The following is a 24,183-nucleotide window of genomic DNA, read 5'->3' on the forward strand; positions in this document are numbered from 1 at the left end:
ATGCAAGGAAAAGGACTTATTACAATTGTTGCTATTGTACTTGGGTTAATTTGCTTAAATGAGCTATTACCAACCTGGTACGCCAGCAAAATTGAAAAGCAGGCGACTGCTGTTGCAGGAGACAATCCGGAAAAGTACCAGAAAGAAATCGCAAGACTTTCTAAGGATACTTTGAACCTGGGATTCACGAAACTTTATTACACCAAAGCCAAAGACAAGGAAATGAAGCTTGGTCTTGACCTTAAAGGGGGGATCAACGTTCTTTTGGAAATCAACCAGAGAGACCTGGTAAATGATTTAACGAATTATTCAACCAACCCTGTTCTTATCGAGGCTTTAAACAAGACTGATGAAGTTCAGAAGAATTCCACAAAATCTTATATTGATAATTTCTTCGATCAGTTCGAGGCGATCAATAAAACCAAAGGAACCAACCTTAAGTTAGCTGATCCTGAACTTTTCGGAAATACCAATTTATCAGAGATCAAATACAATACTTCTGATGATCAGGTAAAAAGTATCATCAAAAGAAGAATTGACCTTTCCGTAGGTACTGCTTTTGAAGTAATCAGAACAAGGATTGACAAGCTTGGAGCGATCCAGCCAAACGTTCAGAGAGTTCCGGGTACCGCAAGGATTTCCGTGGAAATGCCTGGTATGAAGGATATCGACAAGGTGAAGAAAATGCTTCAGACGTCTGCAAAACTTCAGTTCTGGGAAGTACAGCAAATCAATGAGATTGCTCCTTATTTCCAGACATTATCTACGATGGTCGCTATAAAAGGTGATTCAATGGGTGTTGCGAAGAATTTCAATTTCATGAACATCATCCAGGGAGGAAAATCAATGAACCAGAGTGCTGTAGGAAGCGTGAAGCTATCCGACACAGCCGCTGTAAACAAGATCCTGAACAGTAAAGTAGGCCAGTCTTTACGTCCTGCAAACATTAAATATACCCAGTTTATGTGGGGGTACAAGCCGGAGGCTACAGATTCTGAAAGTCTGGTATTGTACGCAATCAGAGGAAATATCAACCAGAAAGCTCCTGTAGACGGTGCTGTGGAAACTGCAAGCATCAGCTATGATGAGCTGAGCAGAGTAGTGGTAGACATGCAGATGGACTCCAAAGGGGCTAAAGAATGGAAAACATTAACAGAGAAAAACGTAGGAAGACCGGTTGCTGTAACATTGGACGGAAGAGTTTATACAGCTCCGAATGTTGTCAATGCCATTCCAAACGGTAGAACTCAAATTTCCGGTAACTTCTCTCAGGAAGAAGCTAAAGAACTTGTAGATGTTCTGGGCGCAGGAAAATTACCTGCCGGAGCAAAAGTAGTTCAGGCTACTGTGGTAGGTCCGTCTTTGGGACAGGAATCTATTGATGCCGGTTTAATGTCATTCATTATTGCCTTCGGTATTATTATCGTTTATATTATTTTCTATTACGGTGGAGCTGGTGTTTATGCAGTTATTGCAATGATCATCAACTTATTCTATATTTTCGGGATTATGGATTCCGGAGACTTCACGCTTACGCTTCCGGGGATCGCGGGTATCGTACTAACGATGGCGGTCGCGGTAGATACCAACGTAATTATTTATGAAAGAACAAAAGAAGAACTATTCTTAGGAAAAAGTATTCTTGAAGCTTATAAAGACGGTTTCAAACATGCATTGAATGCAATTATTGACGGTCACACCACTACTTTCTTAACGGCGGTTGTGCTGTTCTTCTTCGGAACAGGGCCTATCAAAGGTTTTGCATTGACGCTGATGATCGGTATTGCGATGACATTATTCACGTCCGTATTGCTTTCCAGAGTAATGATCTTCTCAAGATTGAACAAAGGAAAAGGACTTTCCGTATGGACGCCGGCAACTAAAAATCTATTCAGAAATACATGGATTGATTTTATCGGGAAAAGAAAGTATGCGTATATCATTTCTGCCGTTCTTACTGTAGTTTGTATTATTTCAATCGCTACACACGGGTTCAAGTACGGTATTGATTTTACCGGCGGTAGAAACTATGTGGTAAGATTTGATAAAGATGTTAAAGCTGAAGATGTTGAAGAAAAATTAGTTGCTTTATTCAAAACTGAAGACGGTAAAAACTCTTCTGTAGAAGCTAAAACATATGGAAACGACAGACAATTGAAGATTTCAACCGATTACCTGATCGAAGACGAATCTTTAAAAGCGGATCAGATCATTGAGCAGAAATTATTCGAAGGTCTTAAATCTAACCTTCCTGCTGGAACTACTTTAGCGGATTTCAAATCTGCCGACAAAGATCACGCAGGGATTATCTCTTCTGAAAAAGTAGGACCTTCTGTAGCGGATGATATTAAGATTCACGGGGTTTATGCCGTATTGGGAGCCCTTGGAATGATCTTTATCTATATCTTATTGAGATTTAGAAAATGGCAGTTCTCTCTTGGAGCGGTGGCAGCACTATTCCACGATGCAGTAATTATCCTGGGAGCATATTCATTGCTTCACAAATATATGCCGTTCAATATGGAGATCAACCAGGATTTCATTGCAGCGATCCTTACGGTATTAGGATATTCAATCAATGATACCGTTATTATCTTCGACAGAATCAGGGAATATTTAAGAGAGAAAAAATCTTTAACACTGGCTGGATTATTTGATGACTCTATCTCCAGTACTTTGGGTAGAACTTTCAACACCTCATTCACTACCATTCTTGTTATCCTGGCAATCTTCATCTTTGGAGGAGATAACCTGAGAGGATTTATGTTTGCGATGTTGATCGGTATCGGATTTGGTACCTATTCATCCATCTTCGTGGCATCGGCTATCGCGTACGACTTCCTTAAAAAAGGAAAGGAAGAAGAAGTACATGGCAAATCCACAAGTGCAAAAGAAGGACTTGCAACCAAGTAAAACAAACTACAATAAATAAGTAAAGACCGTTTCGACAGAAGCGGTCTTTTTTTGTAATCGTTTTTTGTGTTTTAAGACCGGTGGTTTGGTAGATGAGAATCCTGGTTTCAAAAATTTAATATGTAAAGTTTAAAGTTTGAATTTATATTTACCAGTCTAAATCTGAAGTCTGAAATCTGAAGTCTGAAGTCTGATATCTGATATCTGAAGTCTGGTATCTTACTCTTGGCTCTCAATTTCCCTCCAAAAGCAGCAATTTAGAACCATTATATTTCAGATTTGATTAATTTTGCACCACTATGGAAAATTCAAAGAAAAAAGCAGCCATCGGCTTTATATTTATCACCTTACTGATTGACATTACCGGATGGGGAATTATTATTCCCGTAGTTCCCAAACTGATCGAGGAACTGATTCATGCAGATATCAGCGAAGCTGCAAAATATGGTGGCTGGCTGGGTTTTGCCTATGCATTTACCCAGTTTATTTTTTCTCCGGTGGTAGGGAACTTAAGCGATAAATACGGCAGAAGACCTGTTATCCTGATCTCTCTCTTTGGATTTGCGGTAGACTATATTTTTCTCGCTCTGGCACCAACCATCTGGTGGCTTTTTCTCGGAAGAATTATCGCCGGGCTTACCGGAGCGAGTGTAACCACTGCCAGCGCCTATATTGCTGATATCTCCACGGATGAAGACAGGGCCAAAAACTTTGGGCTTATCGGGGCAGCATTCGGTTTAGGGTTTATTATCGGGCCTGTATTGGGTGGACTTCTGGGACATTACGGAGCCAGGGTTCCGTTTTATGCCGCCGCTGCTTTATGTCTGTTGAATTTCCTGTATGGCTATTTTATCCTTCCGGAAAGTTTAGATAAAGATAAAAGAAGAGAATTCGATTGGAAAAGGGCAAATCCTGTTGGTTCATTTAAATTTTTAGGTAAGCATCCGGAAATTTCGGGACTAATCATTGCCCTGATCTTAATTTATATTGCCGGGCATGCCGTACAGAGCAACTGGAGCTTTTTCACGATGTATAAATTTAACTGGGATGAAAAGATGGTTGGAATTTCATTAGGCGTTGTAGGAGCTTTAGTCGGCCTTGTCCAGGGAGGACTGATACGCTGGACGACCCCAAGACTTGGCGAGCAGAAAAGTATCTATTACGGATTGGCTTTGTATGCAATAGGAATGCTTCTTTTTGCCTTTGCTACAGAAGGCTGGATGATGTTTGCATTCCTGGTTCCTTATTGTTTAGGAGGGATCTGTGGACCGGCGCTTCAGTCTGTCATCACGAAAAGTGTTCCTTCCAATGAGCAGGGAGAACTTCAGGGTGCGCTGACCAGCCTGATGAGTGCCACTTCCATTATAGGACCGCCACTGATGACCAACCTGTTCTACTATTTTACCCATGACGAAGCACCGTTTGAATTTTCGGGAGCGCCGTTCTTCCTTGCCTTTATTTTAATGGCCGTAAGTGTGGTCATGTCTTATTATGCCTTTCAGAAAAATAATAAAAAGACCGGGTTAAAATAATTTATTCATATGAGCCGTGTTCCCCAATATCAACCTGATGAATTCAGTTCAATCCTGAACATAGATTGGACGGGAAAATCCATGGCAAAAAAAGAATTGAATGAGTTTTTTATAGAACCGCTCCATATCCTGAAAGACGGTAAAATTCCTTCCAGGCCACACCGGAAAACGGTCAATGATTTTATATTCATCACAAAAGGGAGCATTGAGAAAATGGTATGCTCAAGCGTATTCGGAGTAACGGAAGGGATGATCATGCTGCTTCCTCCGCACAAAATCCGGACGTTTATGCATTTTACACCTGATGTAGAAGGTTTTTACTGCCATTTCTCCAACGAATTCATTGCTGATGGTCCGGGACTTAAATTTTTGCAGGATATATTGAATCATGCTGACCTCGTGTATAACCCGACTCTTTTTCCGGATCCGGAACATTGCGGGAGGATTTTTATCCTTCTACGGCAGATGGAGGCACTTTATAATCAAAGTAACAACCTGGATCTTGTCAGGCTGTATCTTTTTACGTTATTAGGAGAAATCCGTCATTTTATAGAAAATCTTCCCCGTCCGAACCTTTCTGCAAACGAAACCCTGGTGTTCCGCTTCCGGAAGTTGATCACCAGTGAGATTCAAAATCTGCATTCAGTAAAAGAATATGCAGATCTGCTGAATGTTTCTCCCAATCATCTGAATAAATCCATCAAAAACACAACAGGAAAAACGGCTTCCGAAATTATCAATGAATCCCTGCTGATGGAAGCTAAAGCTCTTCTTTCGCTGCCTCATTATTCCGTTTCAGAAATTGCCTTTGCATTAGGGGTGGAAGATGTTTCCTATTTTTCCCGGTTTTTCAAAAAACACAGCGGGATGACTCCGTCCGATTACCGGAAAGGGATTGGTTTGTCCTGATAACAGATGGATATGTTCTAACCTTTTTTTGTTGTATTTCAGAATTTTGTAAATGCAACTAATGACGGTTAAAACATGAAAAAAACGATACTTTTAGCAGTATATCTTATCTTTATTCCTGTGTGGTTTTATTCTCAGACTGAAGCACCGGCCTCAAATCCACCCGTTATATTTGAAGCGCTGGCAGGAAATAAAGGATTTGCTTCCCAGATGACGATGAATAAAGGAATTGAAGGAATTAAAGGATTGGGTTTCTTCAGTGTGGCTAATATTTCCTCAAAATGGTCTGAAGATAACTCCAAAGATGCCATGATCCAGGCGAATATCACTTTTGAAATCATTAAGAACCTCCGTCTGGTAGGTGGTTCCCATTATACGCCCAATACAGGACTTCGGCCAACTGCAGGGTTTATGTATTCGAAGAATTTCAAAGATTTTTTACTGGTTGTGAATCCAAGATTTATTGGATTTTCCAAAAGCAGTATTGCAGAAGGTTTTCTCATGATGGAATATAAACCCAGGATCAATGAAAGCTGGAATCTTTATTCCCGGATTCAGGGACTGTATTCTGAAACCATTAAAAACGGTGAACATGCCCGCAGCTATCTGATGCTCAGGTTTGGACTGAGTTACCGATCAGTTACTTTCGGAGCCGGCGCGAACTTTGACAGGTATGGCCCTTTTAAAGAAAGCAAAGATAATTATGGAGTTTTTGCTGCGATCAGGCTGTTTAATTGAGAAAGGATCATGATTATTTTAACCTGAGTTTGGGATTAGAAATTTCAGATGAAGTGGCTGGAAGCTGGGAGAGGGAGGCTGGAAGTTAACACCAGATATTTATATTAAGCACCACTCATAGAATTTGATCAATCTGGTTTTAAAAATTAATGAAGTTGCGGTAAGTTGTGTTTTCAGATCTCAAGAACTTCCCTCTTCGGCCTTCAAACTTCCTGAAAACATTATAAAAACAAAAACAGGGAAACCCGAAAGCTTCCCCGTCTTCTATTGAAAATATAATAATGTGTTCAGAATGTTTACGGATAAAGTGATTTTGTTCCGTTGCTTACGATATTGCTTCCCAGTCCTGAAAATGATACTGAGAAATTACTTGAGTTAAAGCTTAAAGAACCTGTAGGTGTACACAGCCCAAGTGCATATCTGCACTGCCCGTAAGCGCCGGTTCTTTTGATCACTTTGCTTTCACTTTTTGCTTTTCCTAAGCTGATACTTCCCCAGTCGCTTACATCCACATTGGAAACGGCAGATCCGGAATAGTAAATCGTGATTTTGTATCCTATTTCTCCTCTTTTGGAGCCCCAAAGCCAGTTGGCGGTCCACCATTGTTTGTACCATTTTGAAGATACTTTAGCCTGAGCTTCGATAGGGGATACCTCAGAATTTCCTCTGGTATCCATCATGACAAGCCCTGCGAATACATTGTCCCAGATAATTCCGGATTCATTATAAAAGCATAAAGAGTTGAATTGTTGTCCTTTATAGTTCCATGAGATTTCAAGAACATCAGTTCCGGTTTTGATCTGTTCAGAAGCCGATTCTTTAATTCCTTTCTGAGCTTCAGACAGCTGATCTCCAAAAAATAATGTCCCGATTTTCCCTATTTTTACCGTTTCCGGTGCAAGGATGTTTCCTTCTGCAGTAAACTGTTCCCTGTCAGAGATTAAATTCTGAGAAATTTCAATTCCTTTCTGTGAAGCCAGTTTTCCTAAATTACTAACCCCTGTGATTTGGAGGTCATTCTTCAGATACTTTTCAAGATTGCTTTTAGAATCATTGATCTGCGCCTGAACATTGTCCGGAACAACTTTTAATCCAGGAGTGATTTCTTTTTTCAGATCGGCTGTTGATACTTTAGCAACAGCAGTTTCCTGTACCGGCTCAGTATTTTCGTCCTGACAGGCGGTAAGCGCTAATACCGATATAACGGCAAAAAGCTTGAAAGTAGTTACAATTTTTTTCATAATAATATTTTAATGGTATTTGGAATAATAAATTTAGTAAAATCTAATATAATTCTCAATGTTTTGAATTAAATATTTGTTAACTGAACGTTGTGGAGAGTTTAAGAGTGGAAGGGTTAAAGAGTTAGAGGGTTTGAGAGGGGAGAGTTTTAGGGACTGATACTTTTAGAGGGGAGTTTTTAAGAATCAAGATTTTAGATTTCAGACATCAGATATTAGACAGATGCTGTAATGAGATTTAGAACATTTATACATCTTATTATTACATATACACTCAAACACACTCATACACTCAAACCCTGAAACTCTCTCAATCCTAACCCGAATCTTAAAATTTGTTTAAAATTCTACTTTATCCGCAAATAAGTCTGTAAACTTTCGTAATTTTACCGCATGGAATTAAGCATTGGAGAAATGGCACTGATCGCGGTAGCGATTGTTGTATTATTCGGTCCGGATAAACTTCCTCAGATAGCGCGTGACTTAGGGGCAGGCGTAAGAAAAATGCGTGGTGCGGTGGAAGACATTAAAACTGAAATCATGAAGGAAACAGATAATCCTGTTTCCGAGATCAAGCGTGAAATAGAGAAGGTAAAAGATGCGGCGAAAGACTTCAATCCCATGAAGGATATTGAAAAAGACATTGTGAATGAGCCTTCCACAACCAATGAACCTCCAAAATTAAAGCCTGCCGATGATGACACCTACGAAGGGCCTGTAAGCAGATAACAGATTCATGGAGGAGATTATTCAGGAAGATAAAAAGGTTTTTCTATACCTTAATAATTTGGGCGATAGTTCTTTCGACCAATTTTGGATGCTGATTTCCAGTACATGGATCTGGGTACCGCTTTACATTATATTTCTTTACTTTTTATACAAAAATTATAAACTAAAGTCTTTAGTTTTCATTCTTATATTTATTGGCCTTGGCGCTACGGTTTCCGATCAGCTGGCCAGTGTTTTCAAATATGGAGTGGCCAGGCTACGGCCTTGTCATGATCCTACCCTGGAACACTATATGAGGATTGTGAAGTGCGGCGGACAGTATGGGTTTTATTCTGCGCATGCTTCCAACACTTTCTTCCTTGCTTCTTATTTAAGTATTTTATTGAAAAAGAAACTCAATTGGTTTCCATATGCTATCTTTGTATGGGCTGTGGTAGTTTCTTACAGCCGGATATATTTAGGAGTTCATTTCCCGATAGATATTTTGGTGGGGGCGTTTGTTGGATCTTTATTGGGAGTGATATTTGGAGTACTCGCCAAAAAAGTCATCAACAAACAAACTATAACTTCATGAAAAAAACTTTACTTATTACTGCATGTATATGCGCTTCATTCCATCTTTACGCACAGGACAAAAATAAAGCCGAAGAATGCTTTAAAAAAGCAGACTATAAATGTGCTGAAGAACAATACACCAAACTTGCAGAAAAGGAGCAGATCCAGAAATTCCAGTCTGAATATTACAACAATCTGGGAACAGCCCAAAGAAGACTGGGGAAAACTGCGCTGGCACTGAAATCGTACGAATTAGCTTTAAAATCAAATCCTCTGTCGGCTCCTGTATACGCAAATCTTGCTTCACTAAACAGCCAGAAAGGAAATAAGGTGAAAGCCCTGGAATACATTTCCAAAGGGCTTAGCATTGATGCTGAAAATCCGGAATTCTATCTTACCCGTTCCAAAATCTACGACAGCCAGGGAAAAAAGGACCTTGCGCTGAATGACCTTAAACAGATTCTAACCTTTGCTCCCGATAATATTTTTGCAAAAACAGGGCTGGCCAATCTGAAGAAAAATAACGGAGACCTGGAAGGCGCCCTAAAAGATTACAACCAGCTGATTGCTGAAAAACCTGAATCACTGCTGTACAATGGAAGAGCAGACGTCTATTTCAAAATGAAAAAGTCTAAGGAGGCTCTCGTCGACGTGAATAAAGCCATTTCCATAGATCCTAAATTTTCCCACTCTTACGTCACGAAAGCCTTAATTCTGTTTGATACGGCAAAACCCAAGGAAGCCTGTGAAAACCTGGACAAAGCAGTAAGCTTAGGGTATGAAAAGGCGATTTTGGCAGAGTATTATGCTAAATGTGTGAAATAATCAAGTTTTTTCTTTGTAATATTATACCTGACCTTATTTTTATTCAGCCAGAATATATTTTTAAATCCTATTAATTTCCAGCATTATTCCTATCTCTTTAAAATAAGTTTACTGAGATTTTAAATACTGTGGGTGCTGTGATTTTTAGCCAAAATTCCCTGTATTAAATGCTTTGAGTTTAGTATAATTATTTCCTGTCATAAACATACAAAATTGTGGGAAAAACACTCCAATCTCTTTCTGTTTGAATTGATAAAACTTGGTTTTAGCCTTTTTGATTAGTTTGTATATTCAATAAACGGAAATAATTTTCATATCTTTTTTGTAAATATTTGTTCTATTTTGATAGATTTCAAATCCTTTTTCTTTAAAATCTCTATCAGATTTTTGAAGTTGAACTCTATTAAAATTATTGGGATAATTAATTATGAATCAAATATTTTAGTTTGAAAGATTAAATTATAAAATTTTCAAATTAAGATGTTTTACTCACTTCTTTAAGAATTAATTTGTAGTTTAGCTCAAAACTATGTGTAATTTATATTATTGATAATCAGAGTTTTTGTTCTTATTAATAATTTGAGTCATTTTTATACTGCACTATAGACATTATTTTATTTTAAATCACTAAAAATCAGAAATATGATACCGGAATAAATTTTTAATACAACCAATATATACGAAAAACTAATGATGACACATGAAAAACTAATTAAACTACTAAAGAATTATGGAGAAATTTCCAGAGAAGACGAAATAAACATAGCAGATAAATTTATATTCCAGAAAACTAAGAAAAAAGAAATATTAGTAGGGCAAAACTGTTCCTGTAATAAGCTTTTCTTTGTAGTAGAAGGATTTATAAGGGCATACTCCATTAATGACAAAGGAAACGAGGCTACCAGAATGATAGCCTGGGAGGGTAACTTTTTGACTGATATGGTTGGATTCAGGGATCAGAATACCAATCAGGAAATAATTGAAAGCGTTACAGATTCATTTTTGCTATTTATCACAAAAAATAATTTTGACTTACTGTTAAATTCATCTGAAAATTTTAAAAAGATTTATATCAAAGTGCTTGAAGAATACAGTAATATACATATGAAAAAACTTCAGCTCATCAATATTGTTGATATTTCCCTCAAAATGAAATATTTTAAGGAACATTTTCCCCATCTGGTATTTAAATTAAACGATAAAATTTTAGCTTCGTTTCTGTCTATTTCCAGAGAAACTTTGGTAAGGCATAAAAAAAATTGGTAATGAATTCAAGAAAGTGTGATTTAAATCATACTTTTTCTGATATTTGTTAAATATGTTTGTGTCGTTATAATAACCATTATTAGTACTAATTGTGACTCTTGGGTTTTCTTTTGAACCTAAAAAAAAATCAACAGATAGTGAGATTATGCGAACACGATAAAATTTGTATAGGGTCATTTTAACGTTCAAGACCAAAGGAACAAAATAAATTAATATGTCATGAAAAAAATAATCTTTTTAAGCGCAGGTGTTTTATCACTTATGTTAATGTCCTTTACAGGTGACAAAGAAAAAGTAATTGAAAGTGATGGAAAAACAATTTTAATTAAAGACACAAGCAAAATTTCTGAAGCTGATTTGAAAAAGCTAGGCGAATTAGTGGTTGGATGGACATTCTGTGATACACAGGGTATTAGTAATGAATGCAAAACCAAGTCTCTGAACCACCCTGATGTGCCCGTACAACAAGCACAATTACAAAAAATTATCGACAAATATAACAGATAGTTCAAATTTGTAAAATATGTAAGTTCCTTGCATTTTTGTGAGGAACTTTTTTTGCAACATATACAATGAAATATATTAATATAACCATATTTGTGATCATCATTACAAAATTGATCATCAACGGAATAAGCTCAACCACCGAAGGCTTTTGTACGTTTTATGATTATGAAAGAAATGAGGCGACAAAAAAAATAGCAGATGTCAATGATATCGGCCATTATTTTTGGTATTATACAGGCTTTAACACAGGATATGGCTTCTTTGCACCTAATGTTTCCAGTGATTTCATTGTTCTTACAAAATATAATAAAGAATCTTTTGTAAGTTCTGGTTTCTTGCAGACCAGAGAAGGGAAATTAAGGTTTCTGAATACAAATAATATTTTTTTAGAGAATATCAAAAATGGATGGTCTCCAAAAGATAAGAAAAAAATGAGTTACAATAAAGCCGTACTGAAACAAATAAATGCGTCATTTAAAAAAAAGCATAATATAAATGATTGTGAGACCAAAGTTTATCTTTATGATTTTCCCAGGCTTTATAGTTCTGATAAACGGATTAATTTAATACCAATTGACAGTGTTAGATAGGGTACAGGAAACATTAAAACTGAAGGAAATTTTCTATAATCCGGAGTTTATCTTATTTTTCAGGGTTTCAATAGGAATTGTGATCCTGTTGCATTTTATTTCTTACTGGCAGGATTTTGATCTTTTATATGGAAAGAACAGCATTATCCCAATTGAGCTGAACAAAGCTTATGAAGGCACAAAATATATTACCACAACAGACATATTACTGTTTTTAGAAAAGTATTTCACCTATAATTCTTCGATACTTATTTTTAAAGGTACTTTTGCTGCTTTATGCATTTGTATCATTTTAGGTTTTTACAGCAGGGTTTCCGCTTTGCTTTTACTTTTTCTTCAGATATCCGTTGTTAAATCAGGCATACAGTTTTCCTATGGAGCAGACTATTTTGAAAGCATGTCTTTATTTTATATTATTTTCTTTCCTTCAGATATCAGATTTTCTCAGTTGAATACAAAAACAAGAGATTTTACTATTTTCAAAAGAACAATTCAGTGGCATTTATGTATATCTTATTTCTTTTCAGGTTTTGATAAAATATTGGGATTCAATTGGTGGAATGGAGAATCAATCTGGAAAGCATCCCATTTGCCGAATTTTACAAGATATATTGAGCTGAATTCTATAACAGATAATCCCATAGTTTATATTATATTGGGATGGATTACCCTTATAGTAGAAATATTTTATCCGTTATTTATTAATATAAACCGTACCAGGAAAGTCTGGTTATTTTTAACTATCGGAATGCATGTAGGCATAATCATACTTTTTAATCTGTATTTTTTTGCCTCAATAATGATTATCTGGAACCTTACAGCCTATTACTTTAATTATTACGATGATGAAAAAGTTTAAACTATTATTTTTTATATTGATTTCCCATGTTATGTTTTCCCAGAATTATAAAATTATTTATGATATAGCCTGGAAACCGTCTGTAGAGAATGAAGCTTTAGTGAACGATTTGGGAGTTTTAATTATCAATCAGTCAAAATCTTTTTTTAGCGGGTATGAGAATTTCCGAGATGATTCTTTGAAATCTTCTGTTGTTAAAAAATTTATTGAGGGAACCCAGAAAGGCAACCTGAGATTTCCGGAAGCAAGAAATAAATCAAAATTCAAAAAAGTAATTTTTAAAAACCTTTCGAATGACAGCCTAACACAAGAAGAAAAATTTTTTGTGACAACATTTCATATCAACTTTAATTGCAAAATGAATTGGAAGATGGAAAAAGACGAGTCGAAGACTTATTTTGGATATACCTGTAAGAAAGCTACGCTAAATTTCGGAGGAAGGAAATGGACAGCATGGTATACAACAGAAATCCCGATCTCAGACGGACCCTATAAATTTCATGGTTTGCCGGGACTAATACTGTCTATATCTGATAACAAAGGCGAATACGATTTTCATATAAAAGCTATAACAAAAGAGACGAATGACCTTCAATATAGAAGCTTCGGGCTACCTAAGCCTATAAAATTATCTTCTGAAAAATGGTTGGCCTATTATGAAAAATATAAAAAACAACCTTCAATCGTTTATGAAAACATCAATACTGAAACTACTACTTATGTGATTAACGGGAAGGAAATAGGGCGTAATGAGAAAAATGATTATGATATAAGGCAGAAGAAATATTTATTGGAAAATAATAATGAAATAGAAATGGTCAATACATGTAAGTAATACCTTAGGTTCAAGATCATCTAAGAAAAAATCAGTCGTTATGATACGGTTTTCCCTGTAAAATCTGGTCGGCACGGTAGATTTGCTCTACAATAAACAAACGAATCATCTGATGCGTAAAGGTCATCTTCGAAAGAGACATTTTTTCATTGGCCCGGCTGTAGATTTCTTCTGAAAAGCCGTAGGCGCCACCGATAAGAATATGAACTTTCTTAACGGATAAATTCATCCAGGTATCAATTTTCTGGGCAAATTCACGGCTCGTAAACTGTTTTCCTTTTTCGTCCAGGATAATAACCAGGTCGTTTTTATCAATATGGTTGAGGAACAGCTTAGATTCTTCCTTCTTCAAAAGATCGGCAGAAAGGTTTTTTGCATTTTTTACATCAGGAATCTCATTGATTTCAAAATTCCAGTGTTTGGGAAGACGGGTAAGATAATATTGGATCAGGGAAGTGATCTCTTTGTCATCTGTTTTACCGATACAAAGTAAGCTGATTCGCATGATAAGAGGTTTGAAACGGCAAAGGTAGCATTTTTCCCGATTGTAAACAGATTACATTAAAATCCCCGGATTACCACATTCACTGAAATTTCCTGGCCTTTAAAAATTCACCATTCAATTGCGAAGTAAAAATCAAGATTCACTGTTTTTTCTTTTCGAAAATGAAGAAAGTGTTTATTATCTTTACTATTGATGCATAAGGATCAATTTCAGCTCAGTAGCAGGGAAAAGGAAAATGTTTATATTTGTAGAAAGACTGTTTAAAAATAATGTGTTTTTAAGAACGATACATTATTTTTATAGTGAAATACACTATTAGATGAGTATAAAAGTTCCCCGGTTTATTCTGAAGATTCAAGAATTTTTTGACGGTATTCATATTCCTGTTCTGGGAATATCGCTCTGGCAGATGTTTCAGATCTATATTTCCGGGATTTTTAAAGGGAATATCGGGAGAAAAGCAGCCGCCATTTCCTGGAGCTTTACTATCAGTTTATTTCCATTTTTACTCTTCCTTTTGTCTGTTTTGCCTTATATGCCGCATTATGACAAGCTTCAGTTTTATATTTTTGAGGTTTTGATGCATAATGTTTTCCCTTCTAATATGGAAGGCGACGTAAGAGGCTACATAGAAACAAACATCATCCCGAATATGAAAGGGATCAGTAACCTTACCATTATATTGGCCCTTGTTTTTGCAACCAATGGAACCTTTTCGCTGATCAATGGATTTAACGAAAATTCCGATGAAAAACTGACTGATGTAAAGGAATTTATTCTCTCTTTTTTTATAACGATAGGTTTTATCACCATTGTTTTTCTGGCGCTTTTCGGGGTGTATTATGTGGAGGTCGTGATGAAGCTTTTTACACCGGCGTATGATATTCCATGGCTGGTCAATAACCTTACCAAAATCATTGGTTTTGTCTCTTTTCCGCTGTTTTATTTTATCCTTCTGACGCTTTTCTACTGGCTGGGTACGGTAAAAATTGCCAGATTCAGGCAAGCGGTTCCCGGAGCCATTTTAACGACGGTTCTGTTTGTGCTCACCACTTATATTTTTGCAATCTATGTAAAGGATATTGCCCGATACAACGTACTGTACGGATCCATCGGAAGTATGATCCTGCTGATGGTTTGGGTGAACGTGAATGTATATCTCCTTTTATTCGGGAACGAGCTCAATATGGCCCTGCGAAAGCTGAGAATCGAAAAACTCCTTTCTGATGAAATAAAAAGGGAAGCCATTCATTATCATTCACAGGTTACGGAGCCCAATCTTGAAAGCGATGACGAACACAGAAGAAAACTGGAAGAACGGAAAAAGGATTAATCTTCTATAGCTTCCATATCTTTTTTAGAGCTTACGCTTAATATCAGAAAACCTATAACTGCTGCGAGGAATGATGCAATCAGGATTGCAAATTTGGCTTCATCCTGGATCGGAATATCATCCTTAAAAGAAAGAAGGGCAATAAAAATGGACATTGTAAATCCTATGCCCGCCAGTAGTCCCACACCTGCCATTTGTGGCCAAGTACTGTTCTGAGGGAGTTCACTAAGCTTCAGTTTAATAGCTACCCATGAAAACAGGTTGATTCCAATCAGTTTTCCCAATACCAATCCGAAGATAATCCCAAGGCCTAACGTACTCGTAACCCCGGCCACCATTTCGCTGGTAAAAGCAATATTGGTATTCGTTAAAGCAAATATCGGCATGATGAAAAAGCTTACCGGAATATGAAGCTGGTGTTCCAGTTTCTCAAGAGGGGAAATTTCTACATTCGAAGCATTAGTGGGTATAGAGAAAGCCAGCAATACCCCTGCAATTGTTGCATGGATCCCCGAATGATGCAGGAAGTACCATAAAAACAGCCCGGGAATAAGGTAAAAGATAATCCTGGTAACTTTTAAAAAATTCAGCAGAAATAATAAAGCTGCTACCCCTAAAGACAGGAACAGGTAAGTCCAGTGAATTTGGTCGGTATAAAAAACGGCAATCACCAGAATAGCCCCCAGGTCATCTACGATAGCCAGTGCAGCCAGGAATATTTTGATGGAATTTGGAATTCTTTTCCCCAGCATTGAGATAATCGCCAGTGAAAACGCGATATCCGTTGCCATGGGAATTCCCCAGCCGCTGCTGTATTCAGTCCCCGAATTGAAAAACGTATAAATAACCGCCGGAACCAGCATTCCACCTATGGCAGCAAATATCGGCAGCGATGCATTTTTAAAGGAAGACAGCTCACCTTCTACCATTTCCCTTTTAATCTCAAGTCCTACCAGAAGGAAGAAAACGGCCATCAGCCCGTCATTGATCCAGATACTGACCGGATAGGTAAGATGGAAAAGGTGAGTACCCACTTCCCGGTCTAAAAAGCCCTGAAAAGCCTCACCGGCAGAAGAATTAGCAATTAATAGTGAAATAAGCACGCAGAATATAAGGAGTATTCCCGATGTCTGGTTGCTGCTGAAAAATTTTTTAAAATATAAAGATAAATTCATGTTTATGATTGTAGTCGTCTCACCCTGGAGACTCCGTTAATATCCTTGAGCTTTTTAAAGGTTTCCTCAAGCTGTCCCTTATTCTTAACCTCAAGATTGATGTTGCCCATAAAAACCCCGTTATTGGATTCTATGGACATACTTTTCATGTCCATTCCCATACTTCCGCTGATTACGGTGGTGATATCGTTGATCATTCCCATCCGGTCCAGACCTTCAATTTCAATCTTCACCCTGTTCTTAAAGCTTTCCGCGTTCACCCATTTGGCAGGAATAACCCGGTAATCATATTGTGCCCTGAGATTGATGGCATTCGGGCAATTGTCACTATGGACCTTGATCCCGTCAGAAATGGTAATAAATCCGAAAATTTTATCACCGGGAATTACCGTACAACATTTTGCATAGCTGTAATTCAACTTTTCCTCATCTTTCCCGAAAACGATCATATCTAGATTCTGCTCTTTCGGCTCTTCAAACTGAACGTTTTTCGCCGGAGACTTTCTGAATCTCGACAGTAAATTATTGAATACGTTTTTGCTTTCGATATATTTTCTCAGACTGCTTACATCCAGCTCATTACTCTGGAATTTAAGAAACAGTTCCTGTGATGTTTTTAAATTGAAAAACTTCTGAAGTTTATTGACCTCTTCATCATTGAAGTTGATTTTGGCATGGCGTAGTTTTCTCTGAAGAATTTCTTTTCCTTCCTCCACCAGCTGGTTTTTCTGGGAATTCAGATAACTTTTGATCTTGGATTTGGCTTTGGAGGTCACTACAAATTCCAGCCAGTCAGATTTCGGTTTCTGGTTCTGAGAAGATAAAATATCAATCTGGTCACCATTTTGTAAAACATAGGAGATAGGGACCAGTTTCCCGTTGATCTTCGCTCCAAGACATTTCATTCCCAGATCAGAGTGAACGGAAAAGGCGAAATCCAAAGCGGTAGCATTCGTAGGGAGAATTTTGATTTCCCCTTTCGGAGTAAATACAAATACTTCCTTGGAATATAAATTTAATTTAATATTATCTAAAAGTTCAGACGTAGAAAGATTTTGCTGCTGCTCCAGCACTTCCCGGATCTCCGTTACCCATCTTTCGAAATTACGGTCCTCGGAGCTCTGTTTGTAGCCTTCTTTGTATTTATAATGGGCAGCCACCCCTTTTTCTGCAATTTCGTTCATCCGCTCCGAACGGATCTGTACCTCGATCCATTTTTTATCCGGCCCGAGAACGGTTAAATGGAGACTTTCGTACCCCGTGGAGCGTGGTTGTGTGATCCAGTCCCTCATTCTGGAAGGATTACTGTGATAGACATCCGTTACAATAGAGTAGATCTTCCACGCCAGGAATTTTTCATTTTTTGCATCTGATTTATAGATGATCCTGATGGCATAATTGTCAAAAACTTCCTCAAAAGAAACCCCTTGTTTCAGCATTTTCCTGTAAATGGAAGAAATAGCTTTAGCGCGGCCTTTGATATTGAAATTTAACCCTTCCTCTTTTAATCTTTCCGAAACCTCGGTTTTGAACTCTTCAATATAACGTTCCCGGTTTTCTTTGGCAGATTCCAGCTTCTCCGTGATTTCATTATAAACTTCAGGATTGTTGTATTTCAGGGAAAGGTCCTCAAGTTCGGATTTAATATTATACAGCCCCAGACGGTGTGCCATGGGAGCATAAATATAAACCGTTTCCGAAGCGATCTTTTTCTGTTTGTCCGGAGCCATGCTTTCCAGCGTACGCATATTGTGAAGACGGTCGGCAATTTTGATCAGAATCACCCTGAAATCCTCTGACAGCGTTAATAAAAGCTTTCTGTAGTTTTCAGACTGTACGGAAATATTCTGATGATTCATGATAGAGATCTTGGTGAGCCCGTTCACAATATTGGCGATCTTTTCTCCAAAAATCTTTTTCAGATCCTCATACGTATAATCCGAATCTTCTACCACGTCATGCAGCAGGGCACAGGCAATAGAAGTTGCTCCCAGACCAATTTCGGTGGCCACAATTTTAGCTACGGCAATAGGGTGGTAAATGTAAGGCTCGCCGGATTTTCTCCTTTGATCCTTGTGGGCATCCAATGCAATATCGAATGCCTTCCGGATAAGTTTGTTATTTTCCTCATCCAGCGTTCTGTATGTGTTCGAAATCAGATCCTTATAGCGGGCAAGGATCTCTTTATTTTCCTGTTCTAAATCGTAACTCATTTGTGTAAATGCCTATAATTAGACGAAAATACGAAATTTTTTAAACTTTTCAAACATAAAAAATCCGCAGAACGCTCTGCGGATTCCCGGTTATTAGGTTTTATGTTTGTCGTCAGAATTTCACTTCTGAATCCATGCCGCTGCTTGATGCCTTTATTCTCACATCAGGGCTGTTATGGATCTCGGCTCTGTTTCTGGCATCGATAAACCGTTTGATATTATCGTAATTTGCCTGTCCAATACCCATATTCTCAAACAGATAGGTTTTCAGTACTGAATTTTGGCTGAAAATATTCCTCGCGCCATCAGTTTGGTTATTATCTTTTACCGCAACACTCGCAAGGTACTGAGAGGTATCAGAGCCGTTATTAAGGTATACTATGTAATCTGAATTTTCAAATCCCGAATTTTCCAGATCGGCTTCAAGCTTTTTGTAATCGCTGTGATGTGCAAATAATCCAGCTAATATATTTGACATAAGCAATAGGTTTTAAATTGTACTTAAAGATAATAAATATTTTTTAAAATTCATACATAAAATGTAATAAAAATTAGTATTTAATGATTTGTCTATAATATAATGTTAAAATATTTGAAAATATCTATTGAACGATTGTTTAATTTTATTGATGATGTAAAACATGAAATTGGATCAATACTAAGAGTATGACAATAAAAAGAGATGAAATCCGTTTCTACTGGATGTATTTCGGTGATGTGAAAATATCAACCACAAAAGCCACAAAAGTTTTAAACACTTTAGTTGATTTAATTTTAAAAACATTATGCTGAGAAGAGCACTTAAGTTTCAGAAAAAATCAAAGATTTTTCTTAATGATCCTTCATTCCTTAACTGATCTTAATGGTTCAAAAAAAATCTGCATAATCAGCCAAATCTGCGTGATAAAAATGAGTCAACATAAAAAAGACTGCCTTTTTGGGACAGTCTGTATTTATAATATTTTAAAAGTGTAATTTATATCCTTTCGTTTTTAATTTCCTCCACAATTTCAGGATTCAGCAAAGTAGAAATATCCCCGAAATTACTGAAATCCCCCTCCGCAATTTTCCTCAAAATTCTCCGCATAATCTTCCCGGAACGCGTCTTCGGAAGCCCGGAAACAAACTGGATCTTATCCAACTTGGCAATTGGTCCTATCTGGTCTGAAATAAGCTGGTTGATCTCTTTTTTAAGGTTTTCCTTATCACGGCCTTCTCCCGTTTCTTTTAAGATCACAAAACCGTACAAAGCATTCCCCTTAATATCATGAGGATAACCAACAATCGCTGATTCTGCCACCGCCGGATGCTCATTGATGCTGTCTTCAATAGGTGCGGTTCCTAAATTATGTCCTGAAACAATAATTACATCATCCACACGGCCTGTGATCCTGTAATAGCCCACTTCATCTCTTAGCGCACCGTCTCCCGTGAAATACTTCCCTGGAAAGGCTGTGAAATAGGTTTCTTTATAGCGTTGGTGGTCTCCCCAGATAGTTCTTGCAATTCCCGGCCATGGGAACCGGATGCAGAGATTTCCTGTTACCTGGTTACCGGTGATTTCGTTGCGTTTATCATCCATCAGCACAGGCTGGATTCCCGGAAGAGGAAGGGTGGCGTAGGTAGGCTTGGTCGGGGTTACGAATGGAAGCGGGGAAATCATAATGCCTCCGGTTTCCGTCTGCCACCACGTATCTACTACCGGACATTTTTTATTTCCGACATGATCATTGAACCAGTGCCAGGCCTCGTCATTAATAGGCTCGCCTACGGAACCAATCACTTTCAGGCTGCTCAGGTCGTGTTTATCTACCCATTCCGTGCTTTCCTTGGCTAATGAGCGGATAGCAGTAGGAGCAGTATAGAATTGGGTAATTTTATGCTTTTCAATCACTTCCCAGAAACGGTCCGGTTCAGGGTAGGTGGGAATTCCTTCAAAAATGACAGTCGTAGCCCCGTTAAGAAGCGGTCCGTACAGAATGTAGGAGTGTCCTGTGATCCATCCTATATCCGCTGTACACCAATAAATATCATTCTCTTTATAATTGAATACATTTTTAAACGTATAGGCGGTATACACCATATAACCGGCAGAAGTATGTAGCATTCCTTTAGGTTTTCCGGTAGAGCCGGAAGTATACAGGATGAAAAGCGGGTCTTCGGCATCCATAATCACGGTAACAAAGTCTGCTGATGCTTTTTCATAAAGATCGGCCAGCCAGTGGTCCCTGCCTTCTTTCATTTTGATTTCGTTATGGGTTCTTTTCACCACCAGGACGAATTCTACGCTCGGTGTTTTCTCCAAAGCTTCATCCACAATGCTTTTCAGATCCAGAACTTTATTTCCCCTGTAGCTTCCGTCTGACGTGATGACCATTTTGGCGCCACAGTCATTGACCCTGGAAGCCACTGCAGCCGCAGAAAATCCTGCAAATATCACTGAATGTACGGCACCCAGTTTGGCACAGGCCAGCATGGTAACGGCCAGCTCTGGAATCATGGGAAGATAAATGCAGACCCTGTCTCCTTTCTCAATGCCCATTTCCTTTAAAACATTGGCTGTTTTGTTCACTCTTGTATAGAGTTCATTGTAAGAAATATGCTGAGCCTCTTCTTTCGGGTCGTTGGGTTCCCAGATGATGGCTGTTTTTTCACCTCTTACGGCAAGGTGCCTGTCGATGCAGTTTTTGGTGATATTTAATTTTGCATTTTTAAACCAGGTGATTTTTGCTTCATTCATATCATATTTAACCACCTTGCTCCATCTCTGGTACCATACAAAATTTTGATCGGCTATCTTATCCCAGAATTTTTTAGGATTTTTGATCGATTTTTTATACTCTTCAAAATAATGCGGCAGATCTTCTATCAGGTAATTTCTCATATCCCTTCGTTTTTTTGAATTTGAATTTTATTAGTATTAAATATATGTTTAATTAACGGCTTAAGCCCTATATTCACTGATCTTTTCCTGAATTTCTTCAATAATTTTCTCATCATCAATAGTGGATGGAACCTGGAATTCCTTTCCGTCCAATAACGTCCGGATCAGTTTTCTTAAGATTTTTCCGGAACGTGTTTTAGGCAGACGTTTTACAACCATTGCGTTTTTCAGAAAAGCAACGGCCCCGATCTTTTCACGGACCATCTGAACAATATCTTTTTCAATGTCTTCTTCGGTAATTACTGCGCCGTTTTTTAAAACAACCGTGGCAAAAGGAACCTGGCCTTTCAGGTCATCATCAATTCCCACAACGGCACATTCCGCAACATCGGGGTGGGAAGAAACAATTTCCTCCATTTCCGAGGTGGATAGCCGATGTCCCGCCACATTAATCACATCGTCAACCCTTCCGGTGATGAAAATATAGCCGTCTTCATCCTGAATGGCCCCGTCTCCGGAAAAATAATAGTCTTTATACTGGGAAAGGTAGCTGTTCCGGAAACGTTCATGATCATTCCAGATTCCCAGGAGAGCACCGGGCGGAAGCGGAAGCCTGATAATTAAATAGCCTTCCTGATGAGCATCCAGCTCATATCCGTTTTCATCAAAAATCTTAATATCATATCCCGGAATAGGTTTTCCGGCAGCAGCTCTTTTGATTTTGTATTGATCATCGAAGGTCATTAACCCAAGCATAGGCCATCCGGATTCCGTCTGCCACCAATGGTCAATAGCCGGAACTCCGATATGTTCTGCAAACCAGTCTAAGGTGGCTACATCGCATCTTTCTCCAGCCAGAAACTGTTTTTTGAAGTGGGTGAGATCATATTTTTTCACCAGTTCACCGTTCGGATCTTCCTTTTTAATGGCCCTGATGGCGGTAGGGGCTGTAAACATCACGGAAACTTTATATTCGGAAATAATTCTCCAGAAAGTTCCGGCATCCGGCGTCATAATCGGTTTTCCTTCGAAGATAATCGTTGTATTCCGGTTAATAAGCGGCCCGTAAACGCTGAAGCTGTGTCCTACTGCCCAGCCAAAATCAGAGGCGGCCCAGTAGGTTTCTCCGGGTTCAACACCGTATATGTATTTCATGGAAAATTTCAAAGCAGTTGCATAGCCTCCCGTATCCCGGACGATCCCTTTCGGTTTACCTGTTGTTCCTGAGGTGTACAACAGGTAAAGCGGATGAGTGGATTCTACTGAAACACATGCTGCAGGCTCTGATTTCTGAACCAGTTCTTCATAATCAATCAGTCCGTCAAACATTTCGTGCTGATTGTCTGCCAGTTTTCTGTTGTATACAATAATGTTTTCTACTTTATCCTGAGCGAGCTCAATAGCTTTTTCCACCAAAGGTAAATAGGGGATTCTTCTGGCTATTTCTATGCCTGCTGTAGCTGTAATTAAAGCTTTTGGTTTACAGTCATCAATTCTTACCACCAGTTCATGTGGCGCAAAACCTCCGAAAACCACATTATGAATCACCCCGATCCTGGCGCAGGCCAGCATAGCAAAAAGGGTTTGCGGGATCATCGGCATGTAAATAACTGCCGTATCTCCTTTTTTTAAACCTAAAGATGCCAGTCCTCCCGCCAATTTTGATATCTCCTTCTGAGCCTCATTGAAAGTATAGTTTTTTTTCTGGTTGGTAACCGGCGAATCGTATACAATGGCAGTCTGGTCTCCAAAACCGTCTTCAATATGTTGATCAATGCATAGATAGCACATATTGAGCTTTCCATCAGAAAACCATTCGGAATAATCGTTTTTATCTTTTGAAAGAATTTGCTCCGGAAAGGTAAACCATTGGATTTCTTTGGCCTGTTCTCTCCAGAAATTTTCTTTGTCTTCTATGCTTTGTTTAAATAAAATATCTGCGTCCATATTAATTTTTGTGTTTCATGTTTTTATTGCGAGGAGCGAAGCGACGATGCAATCTTTAAAAAGCAACGCTAAAACCTAATCTTCTTAACGGCTTACAACAATCTTAATGGTGAAAAATTTAAACCATTAAGGATCATTTAAGGATTAAGAATATTAAGAGATTGCTTCGCCGCGCTCGCAATGACACTATGATGTTTTAATCTCATATCTAAACGGTCCGGTTGTAAGTCTGGCGTCTGATATCTGATATCTCTATCATTCCACCTCAAACATCTCCTCAATCTGCTGCTGCAGCTTTTTAATAGAATAAGGCTTCGTAACATAAGCATCAGCGCCCATATCAAGGCCTTTTTCAATGTCTTTAGGATTGTTTTTCGCACTGAGGAAAATAACTTTTGTATCTTTCAGTCTTTCGTCCTGTTTAATGATTTCCAGGGTGCTGTATCCGTCGAGGTTTGGCATCATAATATCAAGGAGGATCACATCGGGGACCATGGTTTTCAGGAAATCGAGGACTTCCGTTCCGTCTCTGGCGATATACACATCATAGCCATTTTTCTTAAAGCTGTATTCCAGAGACATTAATATTTTGTGTTCGTCATCGGCAATAATGATCTTTTTCATAAA

Annotated in this window: 21 protein-coding genes; 13 read left to right on the plus strand and 8 right to left on the minus strand. The window is 38.2% G+C overall.

The genetic code is table 11. From position 1 onward, the window contains the following. The 4 genes from secD to B7E04_RS11430 all read left to right on the plus strand — a co-directional run bounded on the left by secD (position 1) and on the right by B7E04_RS11430 (position 6,092). The gene (secD, locus tag B7E04_RS11415) at positions 1-2,913 is read left to right on the plus strand and encodes a protein translocase subunit SecD (protein ID WP_080778772.1); all 2,913 of its coding nucleotides are present in this window, start codon (positions 1-3) and stop codon (positions 2,911-2,913) included. Positions 2,914-3,212: 299 nt separating this feature from the next. Continuing rightward, on the plus strand, positions 3,213-4,445 hold the full coding sequence (locus tag B7E04_RS11420) for a TCR/Tet family MFS transporter (RefSeq protein ID WP_080778773.1): 1,233 nt from the start codon (positions 3,213-3,215) through the stop codon (positions 4,443-4,445). Positions 4,446-4,454: 9 nt separating this feature from the next. Then, a complete protein-coding gene (locus B7E04_RS11425) occupies positions 4,455-5,354 on the plus strand; it encodes a helix-turn-helix domain-containing protein (protein WP_080778774.1) in 900 nt (299 codons plus the stop codon). A 75-nt stretch (positions 5,355-5,429) separates the two neighbouring features. After that, positions 5,430-6,092, plus strand: coding sequence for a hypothetical protein (locus tag B7E04_RS11430; protein WP_228439907.1), 663 nt, complete (start codon positions 5,430-5,432; stop codon positions 6,090-6,092). Positions 6,093-6,388: 296 nt separating this feature from the next. Here the strand turns inward: B7E04_RS11430 and B7E04_RS11435 are convergent, their stop codons facing one another. Next, positions 6,389-7,333 (minus strand): hypothetical protein, encoded by a 945-nt coding sequence (locus B7E04_RS11435; RefSeq protein WP_080778775.1) that lies wholly within the window; start codon positions 7,331-7,333, stop codon positions 6,389-6,391. A 393-nt stretch (positions 7,334-7,726) separates the two neighbouring features. Between B7E04_RS11435 and B7E04_RS11440 the strand changes: the two genes are divergently transcribed. The 8 genes from B7E04_RS11440 (at position 7,727) to B7E04_RS11475 (ending at position 13,499) form a co-directional block, all read left to right on the plus strand. Then, positions 7,727-8,062: a Sec-independent protein translocase subunit TatA/TatB gene (locus tag B7E04_RS11440; protein WP_080778776.1), complete on the plus strand. Its 336-nt coding sequence runs from the start codon at positions 7,727-7,729 to the stop codon at positions 8,060-8,062. Between the two features lie 7 nt (positions 8,063-8,069). After that, positions 8,070-8,636 (plus strand): phosphatase PAP2 family protein, encoded by a 567-nt coding sequence (locus tag B7E04_RS11445; protein ID WP_080778777.1) that lies wholly within the window; start codon positions 8,070-8,072, stop codon positions 8,634-8,636. Continuing rightward, complete coding sequence (locus B7E04_RS11450) at positions 8,633-9,442, plus strand: tetratricopeptide repeat protein (RefSeq protein WP_080778778.1); 810 nt, start codon at positions 8,633-8,635, stop codon at positions 9,440-9,442. Before B7E04_RS11445 ends, B7E04_RS11450 begins: the two co-directional genes overlap by 4 nt. 690 nt (positions 9,443-10,132) lie before the next feature. Next, positions 10,133-10,708 carry a Crp/Fnr family transcriptional regulator gene (locus B7E04_RS11455; RefSeq protein WP_080778779.1) on the plus strand — a complete coding sequence of 192 codons (576 nt, stop codon included), beginning with the start codon at positions 10,133-10,135 and terminating at the stop codon, positions 10,706-10,708. Positions 10,709-10,927: 219 nt separating this feature from the next. Next, complete coding sequence (locus tag B7E04_RS11460; protein ID WP_131797321.1) at positions 10,928-11,215, plus strand: hypothetical protein; 288 nt, start codon at positions 10,928-10,930, stop codon at positions 11,213-11,215. Positions 11,216-11,307: 92 nt separating this feature from the next. Continuing rightward, a complete protein-coding gene (locus tag B7E04_RS11465; RefSeq protein ID WP_139785386.1) occupies positions 11,308-11,805 on the plus strand; it encodes a hypothetical protein in 498 nt (165 codons plus the stop codon). Further along, the gene (locus B7E04_RS11470; RefSeq protein ID WP_080778781.1) at positions 11,789-12,664 is read left to right on the plus strand and encodes a hypothetical protein; all 876 of its coding nucleotides are present in this window, start codon (positions 11,789-11,791) and stop codon (positions 12,662-12,664) included. The genes B7E04_RS11465 and B7E04_RS11470 overlap by 17 nt, the downstream gene beginning before the upstream one ends. Before the next feature lie 31 nt (positions 12,665-12,695). Continuing rightward, entirely contained in the window at positions 12,696-13,499 is an 804-nt protein-coding gene (locus B7E04_RS11475; RefSeq protein ID WP_262484671.1) for a GLPGLI family protein, read from the plus strand. Between the two features lie 31 nt (positions 13,500-13,530). Here the strand turns inward: B7E04_RS11475 and B7E04_RS11480 are convergent, their stop codons facing one another. After that, positions 13,531-14,004: a 23S rRNA (pseudouridine(1915)-N(3))-methyltransferase RlmH gene (locus tag B7E04_RS11480; RefSeq protein ID WP_080778783.1), complete on the minus strand. Its 474-nt coding sequence runs from the start codon at positions 14,002-14,004 to the stop codon at positions 13,531-13,533. A gap of 319 nt (positions 14,005-14,323) precedes the next feature. On the opposite strand from B7E04_RS11480, the gene B7E04_RS11485 reads away from it, so the two are divergent. Then, the gene (locus B7E04_RS11485) at positions 14,324-15,337 is read left to right on the plus strand and encodes a YihY/virulence factor BrkB family protein (protein WP_080778784.1); all 1,014 of its coding nucleotides are present in this window, start codon (positions 14,324-14,326) and stop codon (positions 15,335-15,337) included. Here the strand turns inward: B7E04_RS11485 and nhaA are convergent. The 6 genes from nhaA to B7E04_RS11515 form a co-directional block, all read right to left on the minus strand. Then, the gene (nhaA, locus tag B7E04_RS11490) at positions 15,334-16,512 is read right to left on the minus strand and encodes a Na+/H+ antiporter NhaA (RefSeq protein ID WP_080778785.1); all 1,179 of its coding nucleotides are present in this window, start codon (positions 16,510-16,512) and stop codon (positions 15,334-15,336) included. The genes B7E04_RS11485 and nhaA overlap by 4 nt on opposite strands. Before the next feature lie 2 nt (positions 16,513-16,514). Then, positions 16,515-18,725, minus strand: coding sequence for a RelA/SpoT family protein (locus tag B7E04_RS11495; RefSeq protein WP_080778786.1), 2,211 nt, complete (start codon positions 18,723-18,725; stop codon positions 16,515-16,517). A 112-nt stretch (positions 18,726-18,837) separates the two neighbouring features. After that, positions 18,838-19,203, minus strand: a complete 366-nt coding sequence (locus B7E04_RS11500) for a hypothetical protein (protein WP_080778787.1) — start codon at positions 19,201-19,203, stop codon at positions 18,838-18,840. A gap of 498 nt (positions 19,204-19,701) precedes the next feature. Continuing rightward, a complete protein-coding gene (acs, locus tag B7E04_RS11505) occupies positions 19,702-21,609 on the minus strand; it encodes an acetate--CoA ligase (RefSeq protein WP_080778788.1) in 1,908 nt (635 codons plus the stop codon). A gap of 60 nt (positions 21,610-21,669) precedes the next feature. Beyond that, the gene (locus B7E04_RS11510) at positions 21,670-23,556 is read right to left on the minus strand and encodes an AMP-binding protein (RefSeq protein WP_080778789.1); all 1,887 of its coding nucleotides are present in this window, start codon (positions 23,554-23,556) and stop codon (positions 21,670-21,672) included. 255 nt (positions 23,557-23,811) lie between these two features. Next, positions 23,812-24,180, minus strand: coding sequence for a response regulator transcription factor (locus B7E04_RS11515; protein ID WP_080778790.1), 369 nt, complete (start codon positions 24,178-24,180; stop codon positions 23,812-23,814). Positions 24,181-24,183: the final 3 nt, after the last annotated feature.

This window comes from Chryseobacterium phocaeense (assembly GCF_900169075.1).
GTDB lineage: Bacteria > Bacteroidota > Bacteroidia > Flavobacteriales > Weeksellaceae > Chryseobacterium > Chryseobacterium phocaeense.